The 16,285-nt window shown below is 65.5% G+C and carries 16 protein-coding genes; 4 read left to right on the forward strand and 12 right to left on the reverse strand.

Translation table 11 applies throughout. The annotated features are described in order from the left end of the window. Nucleotides 1–74 precede the first annotated feature (74 nt). Entirely contained in the window at nt 75–749 is a 675-nt protein-coding gene (locus SAZ01S_RS08330) for an OmpW/AlkL family protein (RefSeq protein WP_084581810.1), read from the reverse strand. A gap of 178 nt (nt 750–927) precedes the next feature. Between SAZ01S_RS08330 and SAZ01S_RS08335 the strand changes: the two genes are divergently transcribed. Then, nucleotides 928–1,662, forward strand: a complete 735-nt coding sequence (locus SAZ01S_RS08335) for a Crp/Fnr family transcriptional regulator (RefSeq protein WP_084581811.1) — start codon at nt 928–930, stop codon at nt 1,660–1,662. A gap of 80 nt (nt 1,663–1,742) precedes the next feature. Continuing rightward, complete coding sequence (locus SAZ01S_RS08340; protein WP_167693108.1) at nt 1,743–2,543, forward strand: universal stress protein; 801 nt, start codon at nt 1,743–1,745, stop codon at nt 2,541–2,543. A gap of 114 nt (nt 2,544–2,657) precedes the next feature. Here the strand turns inward: SAZ01S_RS08340 and SAZ01S_RS08345 are convergent, their stop codons facing one another. Further along, nucleotides 2,658–2,915, reverse strand: coding sequence for an SWIB/MDM2 domain-containing protein (locus SAZ01S_RS08345; RefSeq protein WP_066717263.1), 258 nt, complete (start codon nt 2,913–2,915; stop codon nt 2,658–2,660). A 260-nt stretch (nt 2,916–3,175) separates the two neighbouring features. Next, the gene (locus tag SAZ01S_RS08350) at nt 3,176–3,571 is read right to left on the reverse strand and encodes a BLUF domain-containing protein (protein ID WP_084581813.1); all 396 of its coding nucleotides are present in this window, start codon (nt 3,569–3,571) and stop codon (nt 3,176–3,178) included. A gap of 284 nt (nt 3,572–3,855) precedes the next feature. Here SAZ01S_RS08350 and leuA point away from each other — a divergent pair, with 284 nt between their 5' ends. Further along, on the forward strand, nt 3,856–5,514 hold the full coding sequence (leuA, locus tag SAZ01S_RS08355) for a 2-isopropylmalate synthase (protein WP_084581814.1): 1,659 nt from the start codon (nt 3,856–3,858) through the stop codon (nt 5,512–5,514). Nucleotides 5,515–5,562: 48 nt separating this feature from the next. Here the strand turns inward: leuA and SAZ01S_RS08360 are convergent, their stop codons facing one another. The 4 genes from SAZ01S_RS08360 to folE form a co-directional block, all read right to left on the reverse strand. Beyond that, nucleotides 5,563–7,326 (reverse strand): methyl-accepting chemotaxis protein, encoded by a 1,764-nt coding sequence (locus SAZ01S_RS08360; protein ID WP_084581815.1) that lies wholly within the window; start codon nt 7,324–7,326, stop codon nt 5,563–5,565. Between the two features lie 110 nt (nt 7,327–7,436). After that, nucleotides 7,437–7,802 (reverse strand): dihydroneopterin aldolase, encoded by a 366-nt coding sequence (locus tag SAZ01S_RS08365; RefSeq protein ID WP_084581816.1) that lies wholly within the window; start codon nt 7,800–7,802, stop codon nt 7,437–7,439. Then, nucleotides 7,795–8,568: an SDR family oxidoreductase gene (locus SAZ01S_RS08370; RefSeq protein WP_084581817.1), complete on the reverse strand. Its 774-nt coding sequence runs from the start codon at nt 8,566–8,568 to the stop codon at nt 7,795–7,797. The genes SAZ01S_RS08365 and SAZ01S_RS08370 overlap by 8 nt, the downstream gene beginning before the upstream one ends. Then, nucleotides 8,568–9,191, reverse strand: coding sequence for a GTP cyclohydrolase I FolE (gene folE / locus SAZ01S_RS08375; protein ID WP_439951219.1), 624 nt, complete (start codon nt 9,189–9,191; stop codon nt 8,568–8,570). The genes SAZ01S_RS08370 and folE overlap by 1 nt, the downstream gene beginning before the upstream one ends. 221 nt (nt 9,192–9,412) lie before the next feature. Between folE and SAZ01S_RS08380 the strand changes: the two genes are divergently transcribed. Next, nucleotides 9,413–12,052: a TonB-dependent receptor gene (locus SAZ01S_RS08380; RefSeq protein WP_084581818.1), complete on the forward strand. Its 2,640-nt coding sequence runs from the start codon at nt 9,413–9,415 to the stop codon at nt 12,050–12,052. A gap of 12 nt (nt 12,053–12,064) precedes the next feature. On the opposite strand, the gene SAZ01S_RS08385 is transcribed toward SAZ01S_RS08380, so the two are convergent. The 5 genes from SAZ01S_RS08385 to ilvN form a co-directional block, all read right to left on the reverse strand. Further along, nucleotides 12,065–13,022, reverse strand: a protein-coding gene (locus tag SAZ01S_RS08385) for an IS630 family transposase (RefSeq protein ID WP_139809996.1) whose coding sequence is annotated in 2 segments (ribosomal slippage) — nt 12,065–12,670 and nt 12,672–13,022 — 957 coding nt in all. Because the reading frame shifts where the segments join, the coding sequence is not laid out codon by codon here. Nucleotides 13,023–13,104: 82 nt separating this feature from the next. Beyond that, nucleotides 13,105–13,704: a TMEM175 family protein gene (locus SAZ01S_RS08390; RefSeq protein ID WP_084581819.1), complete on the reverse strand. Its 600-nt coding sequence runs from the start codon at nt 13,702–13,704 to the stop codon at nt 13,105–13,107. 64 nt (nt 13,705–13,768) lie between these two features. Further along, complete coding sequence (locus SAZ01S_RS08395) at nt 13,769–14,368, reverse strand: YceI family protein (protein ID WP_084581820.1); 600 nt, start codon at nt 14,366–14,368, stop codon at nt 13,769–13,771. A gap of 96 nt (nt 14,369–14,464) precedes the next feature. Next, entirely contained in the window at nt 14,465–15,484 is a 1,020-nt protein-coding gene (gene ilvC / locus SAZ01S_RS08400) for a ketol-acid reductoisomerase (RefSeq protein ID WP_084581821.1), read from the reverse strand. Between the two features lie 177 nt (nt 15,485–15,661). Continuing rightward, the gene (gene ilvN, locus SAZ01S_RS08405; protein ID WP_084581822.1) at nt 15,662–16,177 is read right to left on the reverse strand and encodes an acetolactate synthase small subunit; all 516 of its coding nucleotides are present in this window, start codon (nt 16,175–16,177) and stop codon (nt 15,662–15,664) included. Nucleotides 16,178–16,285: the final 108 nt, after the last annotated feature.

A 16,285-nucleotide genomic window follows, 5' to 3' on the forward strand; every position in this document is an offset into this window, starting at 1 on the left:
AAGGGGAGCCGCGCGCCCTAGCACGCGGCTCCCCTTTTGTTTCCCCCGCCCCTTTGGGGCGCGGGAGGCCCACCTCAGAAGCGGGTGCCGACGCCGAAGCCGAACACCAGCGGGTTGATGTCCACCTTGGTCTGGTTGATCGTGCCGCCGGTGTTGAGCCGGGCAGTGGTGCCCATGTCGATGTACTTGACGTCGAGGTTCAGGAAGAACTTCTTGTTCAAGTCGATGTCCACACCGGCCTGCAGCGCGTAGCCGACGCTGTCCTTGAGCGAGAGGCTGGTCTGGCCGAGCGCCTTGTTCAGCGAATCGCTGGTCTTCGCCGAATAGAAGGTGGTGTAGTTGATGCCGGCACCGAGATAGGGGCGGATCGCGGCCTTGGGCATGAAGTGATACTGCAGCGTCAGCGTCGGCGGCAGCACCCAGGTGTGGCCGACCTTGCCGAGGGCCGAGATCGCCTCGCGGCCCTGGATGTCATGGCGGGTGCTGGAGACGATCAGCTCGGCGCCGATATTGTCGGTGGCCATATAGGTGAAGTCGACTTCAGGCATCACCGCATCGCCCACGCCGACCTTGCCGGTAGGGATGCCGGGCGTGATGCCGGTCGACGATTCATTGGGGGCAACGACGATGCCGCGCAGGCGGACCAGCCAGTCGCCGGCCGCGATTCCCGCCTTGTCCTGTGCCTGGGCGCTCGCAGTCGAGGCCAGCAGGCCGGCAGCGGCCAGACCGACAAAAAGCGAAGTACGCATGGTTCATTTCTCCTCGTGTTCGACGAGGCACCGGGTACCCGCAAGTTCGTCGCGCGGTTTTGATCGCGCGCAACGTCGCGGGTAGGTAATGTTCCCAAGTTAGTGGGCTTCATCCCTGCGGATCAATACGTAACGACAAGCCCTGCACACGCGCGGCATGCCACGCGCGGAGGCGGATATGTACATGGATCGAACCCAGCTGGATCTTGGCGCGGCGGATTGGAGTCTGCCGGCGCGCTGCGCGGCCTGTGGCGTGCGGATGGCATCGCTATGTGGCGGCATTTCCGCCGGCGCGCTCGACGCGCTCAATCGCATCGGTCGCAAGCGGGTGCTGCGCCGCGGGGAGGTGCTGATCTGGCAGGGAGATACTGCCGAGCAGGTCGGCATTCTCCATCACGGCCTGGTGAAGCTCTCCGCCTCGCTGGAGGATGGCCGCGAGCAGATGCTCGGGCTTGCCTTCCCAGCCGACTTTGTCGGCGCGATCAGCGAGCGGCCGTCGAGCCACTGCGTCACCGCGCTGACCGAGACCGAGCTGTGCGTGTTCCCGCGCAGCGCGCTGCCGGCGCTGGTCGAGGCGCATCCCGAGATCGGCCAGGCGCTGCTGACCCGCGCCTATGACGAGCTGGACCAGCTGCGCCGCTGGATGCTGCTGCTCGGCCGCAAGTCCGCCGAGGAGCGGGTGGCCAGCTTGCTCCTCCAGTTCGCCGCACGGGGCACCTGTTCGCCCGGCGCGCCGGTGGCGCTGCCGCTGACCCGCCAGCAAATGGCCGAGCTGCTGGGCCTGACGATCGAGACGGTCAGCCGCAAGCTCACTGCAATGAAGCGCGACGGGGTGATCGCGCTACCTGACCTGCGGAGCTTCGTGATCCTCGATCAGGAAGAATTGGTAACGATTGCAGCCGAGTATCCGTAACTAACCGCATGTCGGGGAAAATTGGTTCTGCCTAGCCTCCCAGCATCCTCGAAGAAGACCGGGGTGCAATGGAGGCGACCATGAAGAATGTACTCGTTCTGATGCATGACGACGCCGGACAGGAGGCACGGTTCCAGGCGGCGCTCGACCTGACGCGGGGGCTGGAAGGGCATCTGCGCTGCATCGATGTCGCGATCGTGCCGGCCTATGTCGGCGATTATGTCGAATTCGGGGGTGGCGCGGCGCTGCTCGCCGACGAACAGACCCGCGAGGCAGCCAATCGCGTGCGGATGGAGGCGCGGCTGAAGGCCGAGGACGTTCCCTATGACTGGATCGACGCCACCGGCTTCGCCCGCGAATGCCTGCGCGACGCGACCGCGCTCGCCGATCTGGTGGTGCTCAATCGCGAACTCGACAAGGTCGACTATCCCGACATGCGCGACCTGATCTGCGACACGATCCTGAAGACCGGCAAGCCGATCGTCGCGGTGCCGGAGAAGACCCTGGGCTTCGACCTCTATGGCCACGCCGTGGTCGCATGGGATGGCTCGCGCACCGCCGAGGCGGCGCTGCAGGCGAGCGTATCGCTGCTGAAGCATGCCGGCACGGTGACGATCCTGGTGGTCGATGAAGGCACGCTGCGGCTGCCTGCCGCCGAAGCGGCGGAATATCTGTCGCGGCACGGCATCCGGCCCGAGGTGCGCGTCGTGCCGAAGACCGATACGGTGAGCGCTGCGATCTTTACGGTCCTGGAGGCGCTCAAGGCGGCCTATCTCGTGATGGGCGGCTTTGGCCACAGCCGGTTCCTGGAAGCGGCCTTTGGCGGCGTGACCCGGCGGATGCTGGCCGAATGTCCGGTGCCGCTGGTGCTGGCACACTGACGCGACCTCATCCGCTGCGCTCTCGATAGTCCCGGAAGCGAAGAGGGGCAGGCATCCCGAGATGCCTGCCCCTCTTGTTGTTGGCGCCGCCCGCAGCGGGCGGACCGCCCCCGCTTACTTGACGTGCTTGGCGAGGTGCTTGTTCATCTCGAACATGGTGGCCTTGTCGCCGCCGAAGATCGGCTTCAGCGTTTCGTCGGCCAGAATCTCGCGCTTGTTCGCCGGGTTCTGCAGGTTGTGCTTCTTGATATATTCCCAAACCTTGCTGACGATCTCGCTGCGCGGCAGATCGGCGGTGCCCACAATCTTCGCCAGTTCGGGCGAAGGGGTAACCGGCTTGGCAATGCCACCGCGTGCTTTGGTCTCGGCCATCGTGTCTAACTCCTGTTCGTGCCCCTTATGGGGCTATTCCTTCGTCAGCGCCTCGGGATTGAGAGGCTTCCTCCCCCTTGTCGCAACCAACGATGTACTGCGGTTCGTGCGGTGATGCACGCCCCTGTACGCCTTTGATCGCGGGAAAGTGCGTCTGTCCAGCGCAGACAGCATGGAAGCGCGCCGAAGCGGCATTTTGCGGCGCTGCGGTGGTGCAAGCGAGCAACACTTTGCCGCAAAAATGTAGTAAAGTTGCGCGGTCAGGCCAAGACTCGGGTTCGCACGAGACCCTCGAAGGTGCCGCGCACGTCCGGCGTAGCGTCGGCGGTGAGCCGCCGAACCTCGTCTAGGAAGCTCGCGGCGTCGGCACCGGGCGCGCGATGCGCCATTTCCCAATGGCCGAAGGCGCGGCGATCGACCTGCTGGCGCGACAGCAGCACGATCGCGCGATGCCGGCGGTCGCCGCGGATCCGGGCATAGGCCGCTTCCACGGCGTCCTCCGGCCCTTCCAGCGCCTGCAGGAAGCGCCCGGCATCCGCATAGAGCAGCCCGGTGATCCGGTCGCGCGCATTGTTGCGGCGGGAAACCGTCAGGATGTCCTGCGTGGGGCAGGGCGCCGCGGGATTGACGGAACTGATATAGACGAGCTGCAGCATGGATTTCCTCTCCTGCGAGCACGCTTCTTCGGCGTATTCTGGTTAACAACCGATCAATATCACGAAAGCTCCCTTGTTTTGCAGGCGTTTAGTCGAAGCTGGACAAATCTGGCCAGTTGCGGCACTAGAGCGTGGTGACCGACGCCCTGCGCCTTACCCTGCGACTTATCCGCCCTTAGGGGCCGATCTCGCCTGCGCGCGTCTCCCCTAAGGGCAAACCGGAGCTTCCCTAACGCATCGTGGCTGCGCTAGGCGCGGCCCGACCTTCAAGAGAGACACGACCCATGTTGCGCGACCCCAGCGTCAAATATCGTCCCTTCCCGCAGGTGGATCTGCCCGATCGCCAATGGCCCAGCCGCACCATCACCAAGGCGCCGCGCTGGCTTTCCACCGACATGCGCGACGGCAACCAGGCGCTGATCGATCCGATGGACGGCGAGAAGAAGACCCGCTTCTTCGAACTGCTGGTCAAGGTGGGGCTCAAGGAGATCGAGGTCGGCTTCCCGAGCGCCGGCGCCACCGAATTCGACTTCATCTCCGGGCTGGTGCGCGAGGGCAAGGTGCCCGACGACGTGATCGTCCAGGTGCTCACCCAGTCGCGCCGCGACCTGATCGAGACCAGCTTTCAGTCGCTGAAGGGCGCCAAGCAGGCGATCGTCCACCTCTACAATGCCGTCTCGCCGGCCTGGCGCCGCATCGTGTTCGGCATGAGTCGCGATGAGATCCGCCAGATTGCTATCGAGGGCGCCAAGGTGCTGCGCGACGAAGCGGCCAAGCAGCCCGATACCGAGTGGCATTTCGAATATAGCCCCGAGACCTTCTCGACCGCCGAGCTCGATTTCTCGGTCGAGGTCTGCGAGGCGGTGATGGACATCCTGCGCCCGACGCCGGAGCGCCCGCTGATCCTCAACCTGCCGGCAACCGTCGAGGCGGCGACGCCCAATATCTATGCCGACCAGATCGAGTGGTTCTGCCGCAATATCCGTAGCCGCGACAGCGTCGTGATCAGCCTGCACACCCACAACGATCGCGGCACCGGCGTTGCTGCGTCGGAACTTGGGCTGCTGGCGGGCGCCGACCGCGTCGAGGGCTGCCTGTTCGGCAATGGCGAGCGGACCGGCAATGTCGATCTCGTGACGCTGGCGCTCAACATGTACACGCAGGGGCTGAATCCCGGGCTCGACTTCTCGGACATCGACGAGGTGATCCAGACGGTCGAATACTGCAACCAACTCCCCGTCCACCCGCGCCATCCCTATGCGGGCGACCTGGTATTCACCGCCTTTTCCGGTAGCCACCAGGATGCGATCAAAAAGGGCTTCGCCTCGCAGGCCGCCCGCAACGACCAGATCTGGGACGTGCCGTACCTGCCGATCGATCCCAAGGATCTCGGCCGCGACTATGAAGCGGTGATCCGCGTCAACTCGCAGTCGGGCAAGGGGGGCGTCGCCTGGGTGCTCGAGCAGGACAAGGGGCTCAAGCTGCCCAAGCGGATGCAGGCGGAATTCTCCAAGCACGTCCAGGCACTGGCCGACGAGACCAGCCGCGAGCTCAATGCCACCGATATCTGGGGGCTATTCGAGCGCGTGTATCTGCCCGGTGACAAGGACCGGATCGCGCTGGTCGATTATGAGGAAACCGGCAGCGCCGGCAGCCGCGTGTTCGTCGGCCGTATCTCGATCGATGGGGCCGCGCAGTCGATCTCCGGCCGCGGCAATGGCCTGATCTCGGGCGTGGTCGATGCGCTGGCAGGGTCGACCGGGCCGCGGTTCGACGTGGTCGATTACAGCGAGCACGCCATCGGCGGCGGGGCGGACGCGCAGGCGGCGGCCTATGTCGAGTGCCGGACCGAGGATGGCCGGACGGTATTCGGCGTTGGCATCGATGCGGATATCGCGACGGCGTCGGTCCGGGCCGTGCTGAGCGCCGCGAACCGCGCCTGACAGGAAAAGCGGCCCTGTCGCAGTGCGACGGGGCCGCTTTTACAGGGATCAGTGGACCGTTGCGATTTCGCGCTCGGGGGCTGCCATGCGCATGCCGGTGGTCCGTTCGAACCGGAAGGCGGCGGCGCGCTGGGCGAGGGCGTTGACTTCGCCCGAGAGGTTGCGGATCGCGGCCGAGGTTTCCTCGACCATCGCGGCATTTTGCTGCGTCACCAGGTCCATCGCCTTCATCGCCGTCGCCACCTGGCTCACGGCCGCAGACTGGGCGTGGTTGTCATGGTCGATCGCCGCGATCAGATCGTGCACGGCTTCGACGTCGCCGGAGATCGTGTCGAGTGCGGTGTCGGTGTCGTGCACTGCGTCCGCGGCCTGGATGATGTCCGCCTGGGTCTCGCTCAGCATGTCGCGCGCCTGCTTGGCCTGATCCTCGGCGCGGAGCGCAAGCGCGGCGACGAGATCGGCGACGACCATGAAGCCGCGGCCCGCCTCGCCGGCGCGGCCAGCCTCGACCGCCGCGTTCATCGCCAGCACGCGCGTCTGGAAGGCGATCTTGTCGAGGCCCTCGATCACGCCGTCGATATTCCGGGCGCTGCCGCTGGCGCGGTCCATCGCCTGCACGGCGCGGGCGGTGGTGCCGCGGCCGTCGCGCAGCGCCGTGGTGGCTTCGCCGGCACGCTTCACCGTGTTGTCGGCAGCGATCATGGTGGCGCGCAGCCGCTCCTCGATCTTGGTCAGCGCCTCGGTCGCCTGGGCGAGATTGGCGGCGCTCTTCTCAGTGCGGTGCGCAAGGTCTTCCGAGCCGTGCGCGACCTCGGACGAGGTGTTCCGGATGTTGTCCGCGCTCTCGCTGACCAGCTGCACGCGGGCGCGCAGCGAGGCGATCGCCTCGTTGATGTTCTGCCGCAGCACTTCATATTCAGCGGGGAAGCGGCGGTCGATCGTGCGCGACAAGTCACCCTCGCGCAGCGCCAGCAGGCCGTTGCCCAACACTTCGGTGACGTCGCGCTGCTCCTCGAGCTTGCGCGCGTCGGACTCGCTCTGGGCCGCGGCGGCGGCACGGTAATGCTCCAGGCCGCAGGCGATGCGGCCCATTTCGTCGGTACGATCCTGATAGGGGATGGTGGCGACCTCACCGCGGGCGAGCCGGTCGGTCAGGCCGGACAAGGTGCCGATCGGCTCCAGCACGCGGCGGTACATCGTCAGGTAGAAATGGGCTGCCTGCGCGGCAACGATCAGTCCCAGTACCACCACGATGGCGATCGCGAGGGAAAATTCGGAGTTGCCCTTGGCCTTGATTTGCGATTGCGCGTCGTTAGCCATCGCCACGAGCTTGTCGATGGCGGTGCGGTGGGTGTCGTACAGGGCGCGCAACTTTGCGTAGCTGGCGTCGATCGCGGCCCGGTCGCCCTTGCGCGCGGCGGGGACCAATCCCTGTTCGATTTCGTTCCAGAACTTCTGCGCCGCGGGATGGGCCTGCTGCAGCAGCTGGCTCCGCAGGTCCTCGCCTACGCGCGCGGTCTGCCAGAAGCGGTTCCGCTCGTCATACTGCTTGTGAAGATCATCCAGCCGGTTCGCATGCTCGCCCACCGTCTCTGGATTCCGGGCGATCAGCGTGGCTTCGAGAAACGGCTCGATGATGTATTCGGGCGGCGGGAGAATGTCCGCGATGAGATCGGCATTGAGCTGCTGCCGCAGCTGCATCTCGCCACCCATGCGGATGCGATCGAGCCGCCAAGCGGCCAGCAACCCGCCGGCGAGCAGAATCGCCATCATTGCGAGCGCGCTGTTGCGAACGAAACTTGCAATCGACATCCACGATCCTCTGGTGGCAGGCGCACGGGTACCCTTGAGGGGCCATCGCGGCGGACAGCCCGTAGGTGTTTTATAGGCACCGCGGCTGACCAGAGTGTCTCAGGTCGAGATTATTCGCGTATATTCGTAAGAGTACGGATAATCTCGCATCCCACCCTGGCGTCGGGATACACGTCCTGCTTGGCGGAGCGGACCCGCACCTCTACGACGCGCGCGTCGCGCAGGGCGAGCGCCGCGACTTCCTCGCACAACACTTCCTGCAATTCGAAATGTCGTGTGCGGACAAGGGCATGGATGCCCGCGCGCAGGAAGTCATAGTCCACCACCGCATCGATCCGGTCTTCCGGGGGGGCGGGATAGCGGCAGGTCATCGCCACATCGATCCGCACCCGCTGCGGGGCGGCGCGCTCGTGCGGGTGGATGCCCAGGCCCATGCTGAGCTCGAGCGCGTCAAGATGGATCACATAGTCAGGCATCGGGGCGGTGCTCGCGTCCTTCGAACATCACGTCGCCGTCCCGCGCGAGGAAATGCTGGCCGCAATCGACATAGACGTTCTGCCCGGTCACGCTGCGGCATTCGAGCAGATACGCCACGGTCGCGGCGATGTCGGCGGGGTCGACGGGGCGGCGCAGCAGGTTTTGCGTGCCGGTGCGGGCGAATTCCGCCTCGGTCTGGTCGAGGCTGGGCAGGGTGAGGCCGGGGGAGACGGCGTTGACGCGGATCCGCGGCGCCAGCTTCTGCGCCAGCATATGGGTGGCGCCGTGCAGGGCCAGCTTCGAGCAGGTGTAGCTGAAGAAATCGGGATTGAGGTTGCCCACCTTCTGGTCGAGCAGGTTGACCACCGCGCCCTCGGCGAGGTCCGGCTGCGCGGCGAGTGCCATCGCGAGCCCGACCGGCGCGGCGAGGTTCACATGCATGTGCCGGTCCAGCAAGCTGTAGTCGGTGATCGGCGCCGCATCATAGGCGAACAGCGAGGCATTGTTGACAACGGCGTCCAGCGGGCCGCCCAGCGCGGCGCGGCAGGCCTCGACCAAGGCCGTGGGCGCGGCAGGATCGGCGAGTTCGGCGCAGACGACCGCCGCGTGGGCGCCGCTGGCGCGCAGCTCGGCGGCAAAGGCTTCGGTTTCGTCGGGCGAATGATGGTGATGGACCGCTACCGCCCAGCCGCGTTCGGCCAGGCCCCGGCTGATCGCCGCGCCGATCCGCCGTGCGCCGCCCGTGACCAGCACCCGCCCTGGCATCAATAGCCCATCAGCTTGAGCACTTCGGCCCGGCTGCGTTCGTCCTCGCGGAACACGCCCATCATCCGGCTGGTGACCATGCCGACACCCGGCGTCCGTACGCCGCGGCCGGTCATGCAGCCATGCTGTGCCTCGATCACCACCGCGACGCCGACCGGATGGAGATGGTTCCAGATGCAGTCGGCCACTTCGGCGGTAAGCCGCTCCTGCACCTGCAGGCGGCGAGCGAAGGCGTGGAGTACGCGGGCGAGCTTGGAAATGCCGACGACATGGTTCCTGGGCAGATAGGCGATCGATGCCTTGCCGGTAATCGGCGCCATGTGGTGCTCGCAATGTGACTGGAAGGGAATGTCCTTCAGCAGCACGATCTCGTCATAGCCGCCCACCTCCTCGAATACGCGCGAGAGATGGTGCGACGGATCCTCGGCATAGCCCGCGCAATATTCCTTCCACGCGCGTGCGACGCGCTGCGGCGTGTCGAGCAGGCCCTCCCGGCTGGGATCGTCCCCGGTCCAGCGGATCAGCGTGCGGATCGCCTCCGCCACGTCTTCGGGCACGGGTATCTTGGGAGCAGCGGCAACGAGATCGCCGTCTTCGGGATCGTGGTGGTGGTCGTGCATCATTCGTCCTTTCGATCGCCGCTCCGCTTTCCCTTACGGCAAGCGCGCTTTGCCGGGCGGTAGCAGGATCCCGGCACCGAAAGGCGCAGGAATCCCGGGATTCGCGCGGCTTTGGAAACATTTGACCCGTTGACCTCCGGAAAAGCCCGGCATTAGCGTGTGCATGCAAAAACAGCAAAGTCGCGACCGGCGCAAGATCGGGGCGGCCAGGGAGAGGAAAGACCATGACGAAGGGCGAACTGCTCGGCGCGTCGGCAATGCTGCTGGCGCTGGCCGGGCCCATCTCCGCATTCGCGCAGGACCGTGGCGCTGCACCGCCGACGCAGGATGAGGGCTATGTCTCGGCCAACGAGATCATCGTCACCGCCACCCGCCGCAACGAGACGGTGCAGGACGTGCCGGTGGCGATCACCGCGATCGGACCGCAGCTCCTTGAAAATGCCGGCGTCGACAATGTCCGCGACCTCGAGCAGCTGGCGCCGTCGCTGCAATCCTCGACCGGCCAGTCCTCGGCGACCGGCACCACCATCTACATCCGCGGCATCACCACGGGTGGCGACAATCCCGGGTTCGAGCCGGCGGTGGGCGTGTTCATCGATGGCGTGTTCCGGTCGCGCTCAGGCGTGGCGATTTCGGAGCTGCCGGAACTCGAACGGGTGGAGATCCTGCGTGGACCCCAAGGCACGCTGTTCGGGCGCAACACCTCGGCCGGCGCGCTCAGTATCTTTACCGCGCAGCCGAAGTTCGAGACCGGCGGCTATGCCGAGGCGGGCTATGGCAACTACAACGCCTATGAGGCGCGCGGCGCCCTCACCGGGCCGGTCAGCGAGCATGTCGCGCTGCGGCTGGACGGGGCCTATCGCAAGCGCGACGGCTATATCGCCGACGCCAACAGCAACCGGATGATCAACGACATCAATCGCTGGCTGGTGCGCGGGCAGGCGTTGTTCGACAGCGGACCGGTCAACCTTCGCTTGATCGCGGACTATTACCAGACGGACGAGCAGTGCTGCGCGGTCGTCTCGGCCGTGCGCGGCCCACTCGCGCCGGTGATCCAGGGGCTCGCTGCGGCACAGGGGCTGGTAGGTCTCTACACCGGCTCGACCGATGACCGGATCCAGGCGATTTCGCCCAACCGCGCCTATGGCGAGAAGGTTCGCGATTATGGCTTCTCTGGCGAGCTGAACTACGATCTGGGCGGCGCCAAGCTCACCTCGATTACTGCCTATCGCCGCTGGCGTGTGCTGCGCTCGCAGGACATCGACTTTTCAGGGATCGATCGCGCCTATCGGGATGGCTATCGCAACGCATTATCGGATTTCACGCAGGAACTGCGCCTGCAGGGATCGGCGTTCGGCGGCAAGCTCGACTGGCTGGTCGGCGGCTTCTACCTCAATGAAAGCAACACGCTACGCGACACGGTGCGCGTGGGTAGCGACTCCAATCGCTATGTCGATGCCGTGTTCTCCGCCCAGTTGCGGCCGCTGTTCGGCACGCCGGTGCAGTTCTACGGCTCGCTGGGGGCCGGGGTCCCAACCTTCGGGCAGGTGCTGCTCAACCCCGCCGCGCCGCCGGCCGCCTATGGCCAGCTCGCACGGCTGGTGACGCTGTTCCGCGCGCAGACCGGCACTGCGCCGATCCCCGGCATCGCGGTCGTGCCCGGCCTCGCCGGGCTGGCGCTCCAGCCGCTGCCGGGCAACACGCCGGGCCAAGGAAACAACAACGACGATTTCCGGGTGAAGACCATTGCCTTCGCGGTCTTCACCCACAACATCGTCAACCTGACCGACACGCTGTCGCTCACCCTCGGCGCGCGGTGGAATCACGAGACCAAGGACCTGACCGCGACAATCGCCAGCAATACGGGCGCCTGCACCTTCTTCAACCAGGCACGTACCGGCAATGCCGCGGCAGCCGCCTATGCCAATATCCTGCGCCAGGTGCCGGGGCTGTTCAGCAACCTGTTCCTGCTCAGCTGCAACCCGGCGGTGAATAGCGAGTTCAACGGCGCCTATGCCGACAAGCGCAGCGAGGACCAGATCACCGGCACGGTGAAGTTGGCCTACAAGTTCAGCCCGCGCGTGCTGGGCTATGCAAGCTATGATCGCGGCTACAAGTCGGGCGGCTTCAATCTCGACCAGGCGACGTTCGACTCGGTGCTGCTCGGCGGCAATGGCCCGCAGGCTGGCGACCTGCATTTTTCGAAGGAAACCGTCGACTCGTTCGAAGTCGGGCTCAAGACGCAGGTCAGCCGGCAGTTCACGCTCAACCTCGCGGGCTTCTATTCGCAATTCTACAACCTGCAGAGCCTGGTGTTCAGCGGCACCAATTTCGTGGTGCAGAACGTGCCGAAGACGACGAGCAAGGGCGTAGAGGCCGAGGCGACGATCCAGCCGGTGCGCGATCTGGTGTTCCAGCTCGGCTACAGCTTCATCGACGCGCGTTATGACGACGATGGCAAGAATTTCGCGGGCACGCCGCTGCAGGGCAAGGGCAACCAGCAGCTCGACAACCAGCCGCGGCACACGCTGACGGTCGCCGGCACCTGGACCCCGCCGCTCGCCAAGGGCGTCAATGGCTTGCTGCACGTCGACATGCGCTACAACAGCGAGGTCAACATTCCCTCCAGCCCGCCCGACGCGAATGGCCGCAACGCGCTGTACAACCAGGGCTATCCTTTGGTCTCGGCGGCGATCGGCGTGCAGAGCCCGGATGGCCGGCGCAGCCTGCAATTCTGGGTGCAGAACCTGACCAACCAGCATTATTTCATCAGCGGCTTCGGCGTGCCCGAGCAGAACGGCAACTATGCCGGCTATCCGGGCACCCCGCGCTTCTATGGAGTGCGTGCCAAGGTCGGCTTCTAGAGCATCGTGCCGTTAATCTGGCGCATATCCAGCTTTAGCGAAGTAGTTTGCGCATTCGCTGGGCTCGAAGAGGCAGCAGATGTCGCCGATGGCGCTGATCAAGGCATCGAAGGTGCGAGCCGCGGCTTTTCGCAGGTGTGCCTTGAGTTTGGCGAATGCCATTTCAATTGGATTCAGATCAGGCGAGTATTGGGGGAGGAAGAGCAGCCAGGCGCCGCGTGCCCGGACAGCCGCTTCAGCATTGGCGCTTTTGTGCACCGAGAGATTGTCGAGGATTACCACGTCGCCCGGCAGCAGCGTCGGCGCGAGCTGCGTCTCGATGTAGATGTTGAAGGCCTGACGATCCATCGCGCCGGGGATCACCCAGGGAGCGGTCAGTCCACCTTGTCGCAGGCCGGCGATAAAGGTCTGGGTTCCCCATTTGCCGAACGGTGCGCTGGCTTTGAGGCGTGTCCCATACCGGGCCCGTCCGCGCAGGCGGGCCATCTTGGTGTTCACCGAGGTCTCGTCGATGAACACCAAGCGGCTGGGATCGCGGCGCATGTGCGGCTGCCGATCTTCGATCCAGATCTTGCGCCGTTCGGCAACGTCAGCGCGTGCGCATTCCGATGCCATCAGCTGCTTTTTTATATGTGAACCCGGCCCGGCACAGCAGCTTCGACAGCGATGCACAAGCCGCCACCACCCCGCGCTCGGCATGCAGCCGCGCTGCCAGTTCGGGCATCGTTACGTCGGGGTCGGCTTCCACCGCCGCGATCAGATAATCCAGATGCTCAGCCAGAGGGCCCTTCCCAGCCGGACGCCCTTGCTTGCGGGGTTTGGCGCTACCTTCGTCCGCAGCGCGCGCGACCCACCGGATCGCCGAGCTCACACTCACCGAATACCGTTCCGCCGCAGCTCGGCGCGAACTCCCAGCCGCCACCGCCTCGACCACACGAGCACGCAAATCATCCGACCGACATTCGCCCATGATCCACCTCCAGAAGAGGTTGAATCACAATCAGCATCGCTCGGGAATCCTTCGATTCACAAAAGCGGCGCGCCGCTCTAGCTCAGCGCTCGAACAGCCGGTCGAGCGGGCCGTCGGCGAGGCACCAGAGCAGCGCGACCAAAGCCGCGCAGGCGAGACCCGCTGCCGGCGACGCGATCGCCACGGCGACGCCCGCAAGGTAGAGGCAGCAGGCAAGCATGCTCTTGCGCAGCGTTCGCCGATGGTAGCGCTGCGCCTCGGCCGAACTGGCGCCGGTGCGCCGGATCACCCGCTGCAGCCAGTTATAGGCGAAGGAGGGGAGGAGCATCACCAGCATGTAGAGCAGCGTCGCCTCGCCGCTGAAATGCTGCTCGCCGAGATAGGCGGTGGCGAAGGGGATCAGGGAGAGGGTGAACAGCAGCACGATGTTCGACCAGAGCAGCGCGTTGCCCGCGCGGGTAGCGAACTGGAACAGCCGGTGGTGGTTCACCCAGTAGATCGCCACATAGGCGTAGCTGAGCGCATAAGCGAGGAAGACCGGCCATTGCGCGGCCAGCGCGCGCAGCCCGGATGCTTCGGGCGCGTGCAGTTCCAGCACCATGATCGTCACGATGATGGCAATCACGCCATCCGAAAACGCCTCGACGCGCTTGGCGCCGTCGCGGCCTTCCTGGTCCTGCATATCCGTTCTCCTGCCCGCGCCGGTGGTGGCGCAGGCAGGAGGCGGAGGCAACTAGACCAAGGGTTTACTTGGCCGAGAAGGCGGCGTTGATGTGCAGCTTCACTTCGTCCGAGACGAAGGGGACATACTTGTCCATGCCGAACGCGCTGCGGCTGATCGTGGTGGTCGCTTCGAAGCCGAAGTTCAGCTTCTTCATCATCGGGTTGGTGCCCGCGCCGACCAGCGTGGTGTCGAGCGTGACGGGCTTGGTAACGCCGTGCAGCGTCAGGTCGCCGGTGATCTGCGCCTTGGTGCCGCTGACGACGACCTTGGTCGAGACGAAACGAATCGTCGGGTACTTGGCCGCGTCGAAGAAGTCCGGCGAGGCGAGGTGCTTGTCGAGCGCCGCGACGGTGGTGACGATGCCGCTGGTCGGGATGGTGATGTCCAGCTTGGCGTCGTTCGGCTTTGCCGGGTCGATCGTCAGCGAGCCGGTCGCGCCGCCCGACTGGCCGGTGAACTGGCTGAAGCCGAAGTGGTTGACGGTGAAGTCGACCTGGGTGTGGCCGGTGTCGACCGCATAGGTGCCGGCAGGAACACGGGCAGCGTCGGCCTGGCCGGGCAGTTCCTGGGCGAAGGCGACCGGAGCGGCCGCGAAAAGAGCGAGAGCAAGGAGAGCGCGCATGAATGTTCCCTTCGGGTGGTTGCGTCGCTCCCGTAATGAGGGTGCCGGCCGCGCATTGCTAGTGCGCAGCCGGCAACCCAAGGTTTCCGGGTTGGATCAGTTCTTCGACTGATCGACCAGTTTGTTCGCGCCGATCCACGGCATCATCGCGCGCAGTTCGCTGCCGACCTGCTCGATCTGGTGGCGCTTGGCGGCGATGCGGCTGGCCTTCAGCTCGGGCTGGCCGGCGCGGTTGTCGAGCACGAAGTCCTTGACGAAGCGGCCCGACTGGATGTCGGCGAGCACGCGCTTCATTTCCTTCTTGGTCTCTTCGGTGATGATACGCGGGCCGGTCTTGATGTCACCATATTCGGCGGTGTTCGAGATCGAGTAGCGCATGTTGGCGATGCCACCCTCATACATCAGGTCGACGATCAGCTTCAGCTCGTGCAGGCACTCGAAATAGGCCATTTCGGGGGCATAGCCCGCCTCGACCAGCGTCTCGAAGCCGGCCTGGACGAGCGCAGTGGTGCCGCCGCAGAGCACGGCCTGCTCGCCGAACAGATCGGTCTCGCACTCTTCGCGGAAGTTGGTCTCGATGATGCCCGAGCGGCCGCCGCCGACGCCCGACGCATAGGCCAGTGCCACGTCATGCGCGTTGCCCGAGGCATCCTGGTGGATCGCGATGAGGCAAGGGACGCCGCCGCCGCGGACATATTCGCTGCGCACGGTGTGGCCCGGGCCCTTCGGCGCGATCATGATCACGTCGATGTCCGCCGGCGGCTCGATCAGGCCGAAATGCACGTTGAGGCCATGCGCGAAGGCGAGCGCCGAACCCGGCTTCATGTTGCCCTTGAGATCGGCTTCCCAGATCGCGGCCTGGTGCTCGTCGGGCGCCAGGATCATCAGGATGTCGGCCCAGGCGGCCGCTTCCTTGTTCGGCAGCACCTTGAAGCCTGCGGCTTCCGCCTTGGTGGCGGAGGCCGAACCCGGGCGGAGGGCGATCGCGACGTCCTTGACGCCCGAATCGCGCAGGTTCTGCGCATGCGCATGGCCCTGGCTGCCATAGCCGAGGATGGCGATCTTCTTGTCGGTGATCAGGTTCAGATCGGCGTCGCGATCGTAATAGACACGCATTTCCAGTTTCCCTTTCTGCTCCTCTCCCATTGGGAGAGGATACGGAGACTTGCCGGCCGGCGTCAGCCGGTTGGCTCGTCGAAGTTGGTGAGGGTGGCGGGGCTCGAGGGCATTCACCCTCACCCTCCCATGCTGCGCATGGGCCCCTCCCTCTCCCAAGGGGAGAGGGGTTGAACTTCAGGCTGGCTCGCGGCCGCGCGAGATCGCGACGATACCGGTGCGGGCGACTTCGATCAGCCCCACTTCGCGCATCAGCTCGACGAACTTGTCGATCTTGTCGATCGTGCCGGTGACCTCGAACACGAAGCTGGAGATGGTCGCATCGACCACCCGGGCGCGATACACTTCGGCGAGGCGCAGCGCCTCGATCCGGTGATCGCCGGTGCCGACCACCTTCACCAGCGCCAGCTCGCGTTCGACATGCTCGCCCTTGGTGGTGAGGTCGACCACCTTGTGCACCGGCACCAGCCGCTCTAGCTGGGCGATGATCTGCTCCATCACCGGGGCCGAGGCGAAGGTGACGATGGTGATGCGGCTGATCAGATCGTCGTCGCTGATCTCCGACACGGTCAGCGACGAGATGTTGTAGCCGCGCGCCGTGAACAGGCCGGCGATCCGCGCGAGGATGCCGGGCTCGTTATCGACGATGACCGCCAGCGTGTGGCGCTCGATGGCTTCTTCCTTGATGTGCATGGGCTAGATACCTTTTCGGGCGCCGTTCCTCCCCCTTGACGGGGGAGGATAGCGGAGCTTGGCAGCTTGCTGCCTAGCGAAGCTTGGAGAGGGTGAGCGGCTGCGGAG

The organism is Sphingomonas azotifigens NBRC 15497, assembly GCF_002091475.1.
Lineage (GTDB): Bacteria > Pseudomonadota > Alphaproteobacteria > Sphingomonadales > Sphingomonadaceae > Sphingomonas > Sphingomonas azotifigens.

Excerpts from the sequence above, each read along its gene's own strand:
- SAZ01S_RS08330 (WP_084581810.1), bottom strand. The coding sequence starts at position 749 with ATGCGTACTTCGCTTTTTGTCGGTCTGGCCGCTGCCGGCCTGCTGGCC.
- SAZ01S_RS08335 (WP_084581811.1), top strand. The coding sequence starts at position 928 with ATGTACATGGATCGAACCCAGCTGGATCTTGGCGCGGCGGATTGGAGT.
- SAZ01S_RS08340 (WP_167693108.1), top strand. The coding sequence starts at position 1,743 with ATGAAGAATGTACTCGTTCTGATGCATGACGACGCCGGACAGGAGGCA.
- SAZ01S_RS08345 (WP_066717263.1), bottom strand. The coding sequence starts at position 2,915 with ATGGCCGAGACCAAAGCACGCGGTGGCATTGCCAAGCCGGTTACCCCT.
- SAZ01S_RS08350 (WP_084581813.1), bottom strand. The coding sequence starts at position 3,571 with ATGCTGCAGCTCGTCTATATCAGTTCCGTCAATCCCGCGGCGCCCTGC.
- leuA (WP_084581814.1), top strand. The coding sequence starts at position 3,856 with ATGTTGCGCGACCCCAGCGTCAAATATCGTCCCTTCCCGCAGGTGGAT.
- SAZ01S_RS08360 (WP_084581815.1), bottom strand. The coding sequence starts at position 7,326 with ATGTCGATTGCAAGTTTCGTTCGCAACAGCGCGCTCGCAATGATGGCG.
- SAZ01S_RS08365 (WP_084581816.1), bottom strand. The coding sequence starts at position 7,802 with ATGCCTGACTATGTGATCCATCTTGACGCGCTCGAGCTCAGCATGGGC.
- SAZ01S_RS08370 (WP_084581817.1), bottom strand. The coding sequence starts at position 8,568 with ATGCCAGGGCGGGTGCTGGTCACGGGCGGCGCACGGCGGATCGGCGCG.
- folE (WP_439951219.1), bottom strand. The coding sequence starts at position 9,191 with ATGATGCACGACCACCACCACGATCCCGAAGACGGCGATCTCGTTGCC.
- SAZ01S_RS08380 (WP_084581818.1), top strand. The coding sequence starts at position 9,413 with ATGACGAAGGGCGAACTGCTCGGCGCGTCGGCAATGCTGCTGGCGCTG.
- SAZ01S_RS08390 (WP_084581819.1), bottom strand. The coding sequence starts at position 13,704 with ATGCAGGACCAGGAAGGCCGCGACGGCGCCAAGCGCGTCGAGGCGTTT.
- SAZ01S_RS08395 (WP_084581820.1), bottom strand. The coding sequence starts at position 14,368 with ATGCGCGCTCTCCTTGCTCTCGCTCTTTTCGCGGCCGCTCCGGTCGCC.
- ilvC (WP_084581821.1), bottom strand. The coding sequence starts at position 15,484 with ATGCGTGTCTATTACGATCGCGACGCCGATCTGAACCTGATCACCGAC.
- ilvN (WP_084581822.1), bottom strand. The coding sequence starts at position 16,177 with ATGCACATCAAGGAAGAAGCCATCGAGCGCCACACGCTGGCGGTCATC.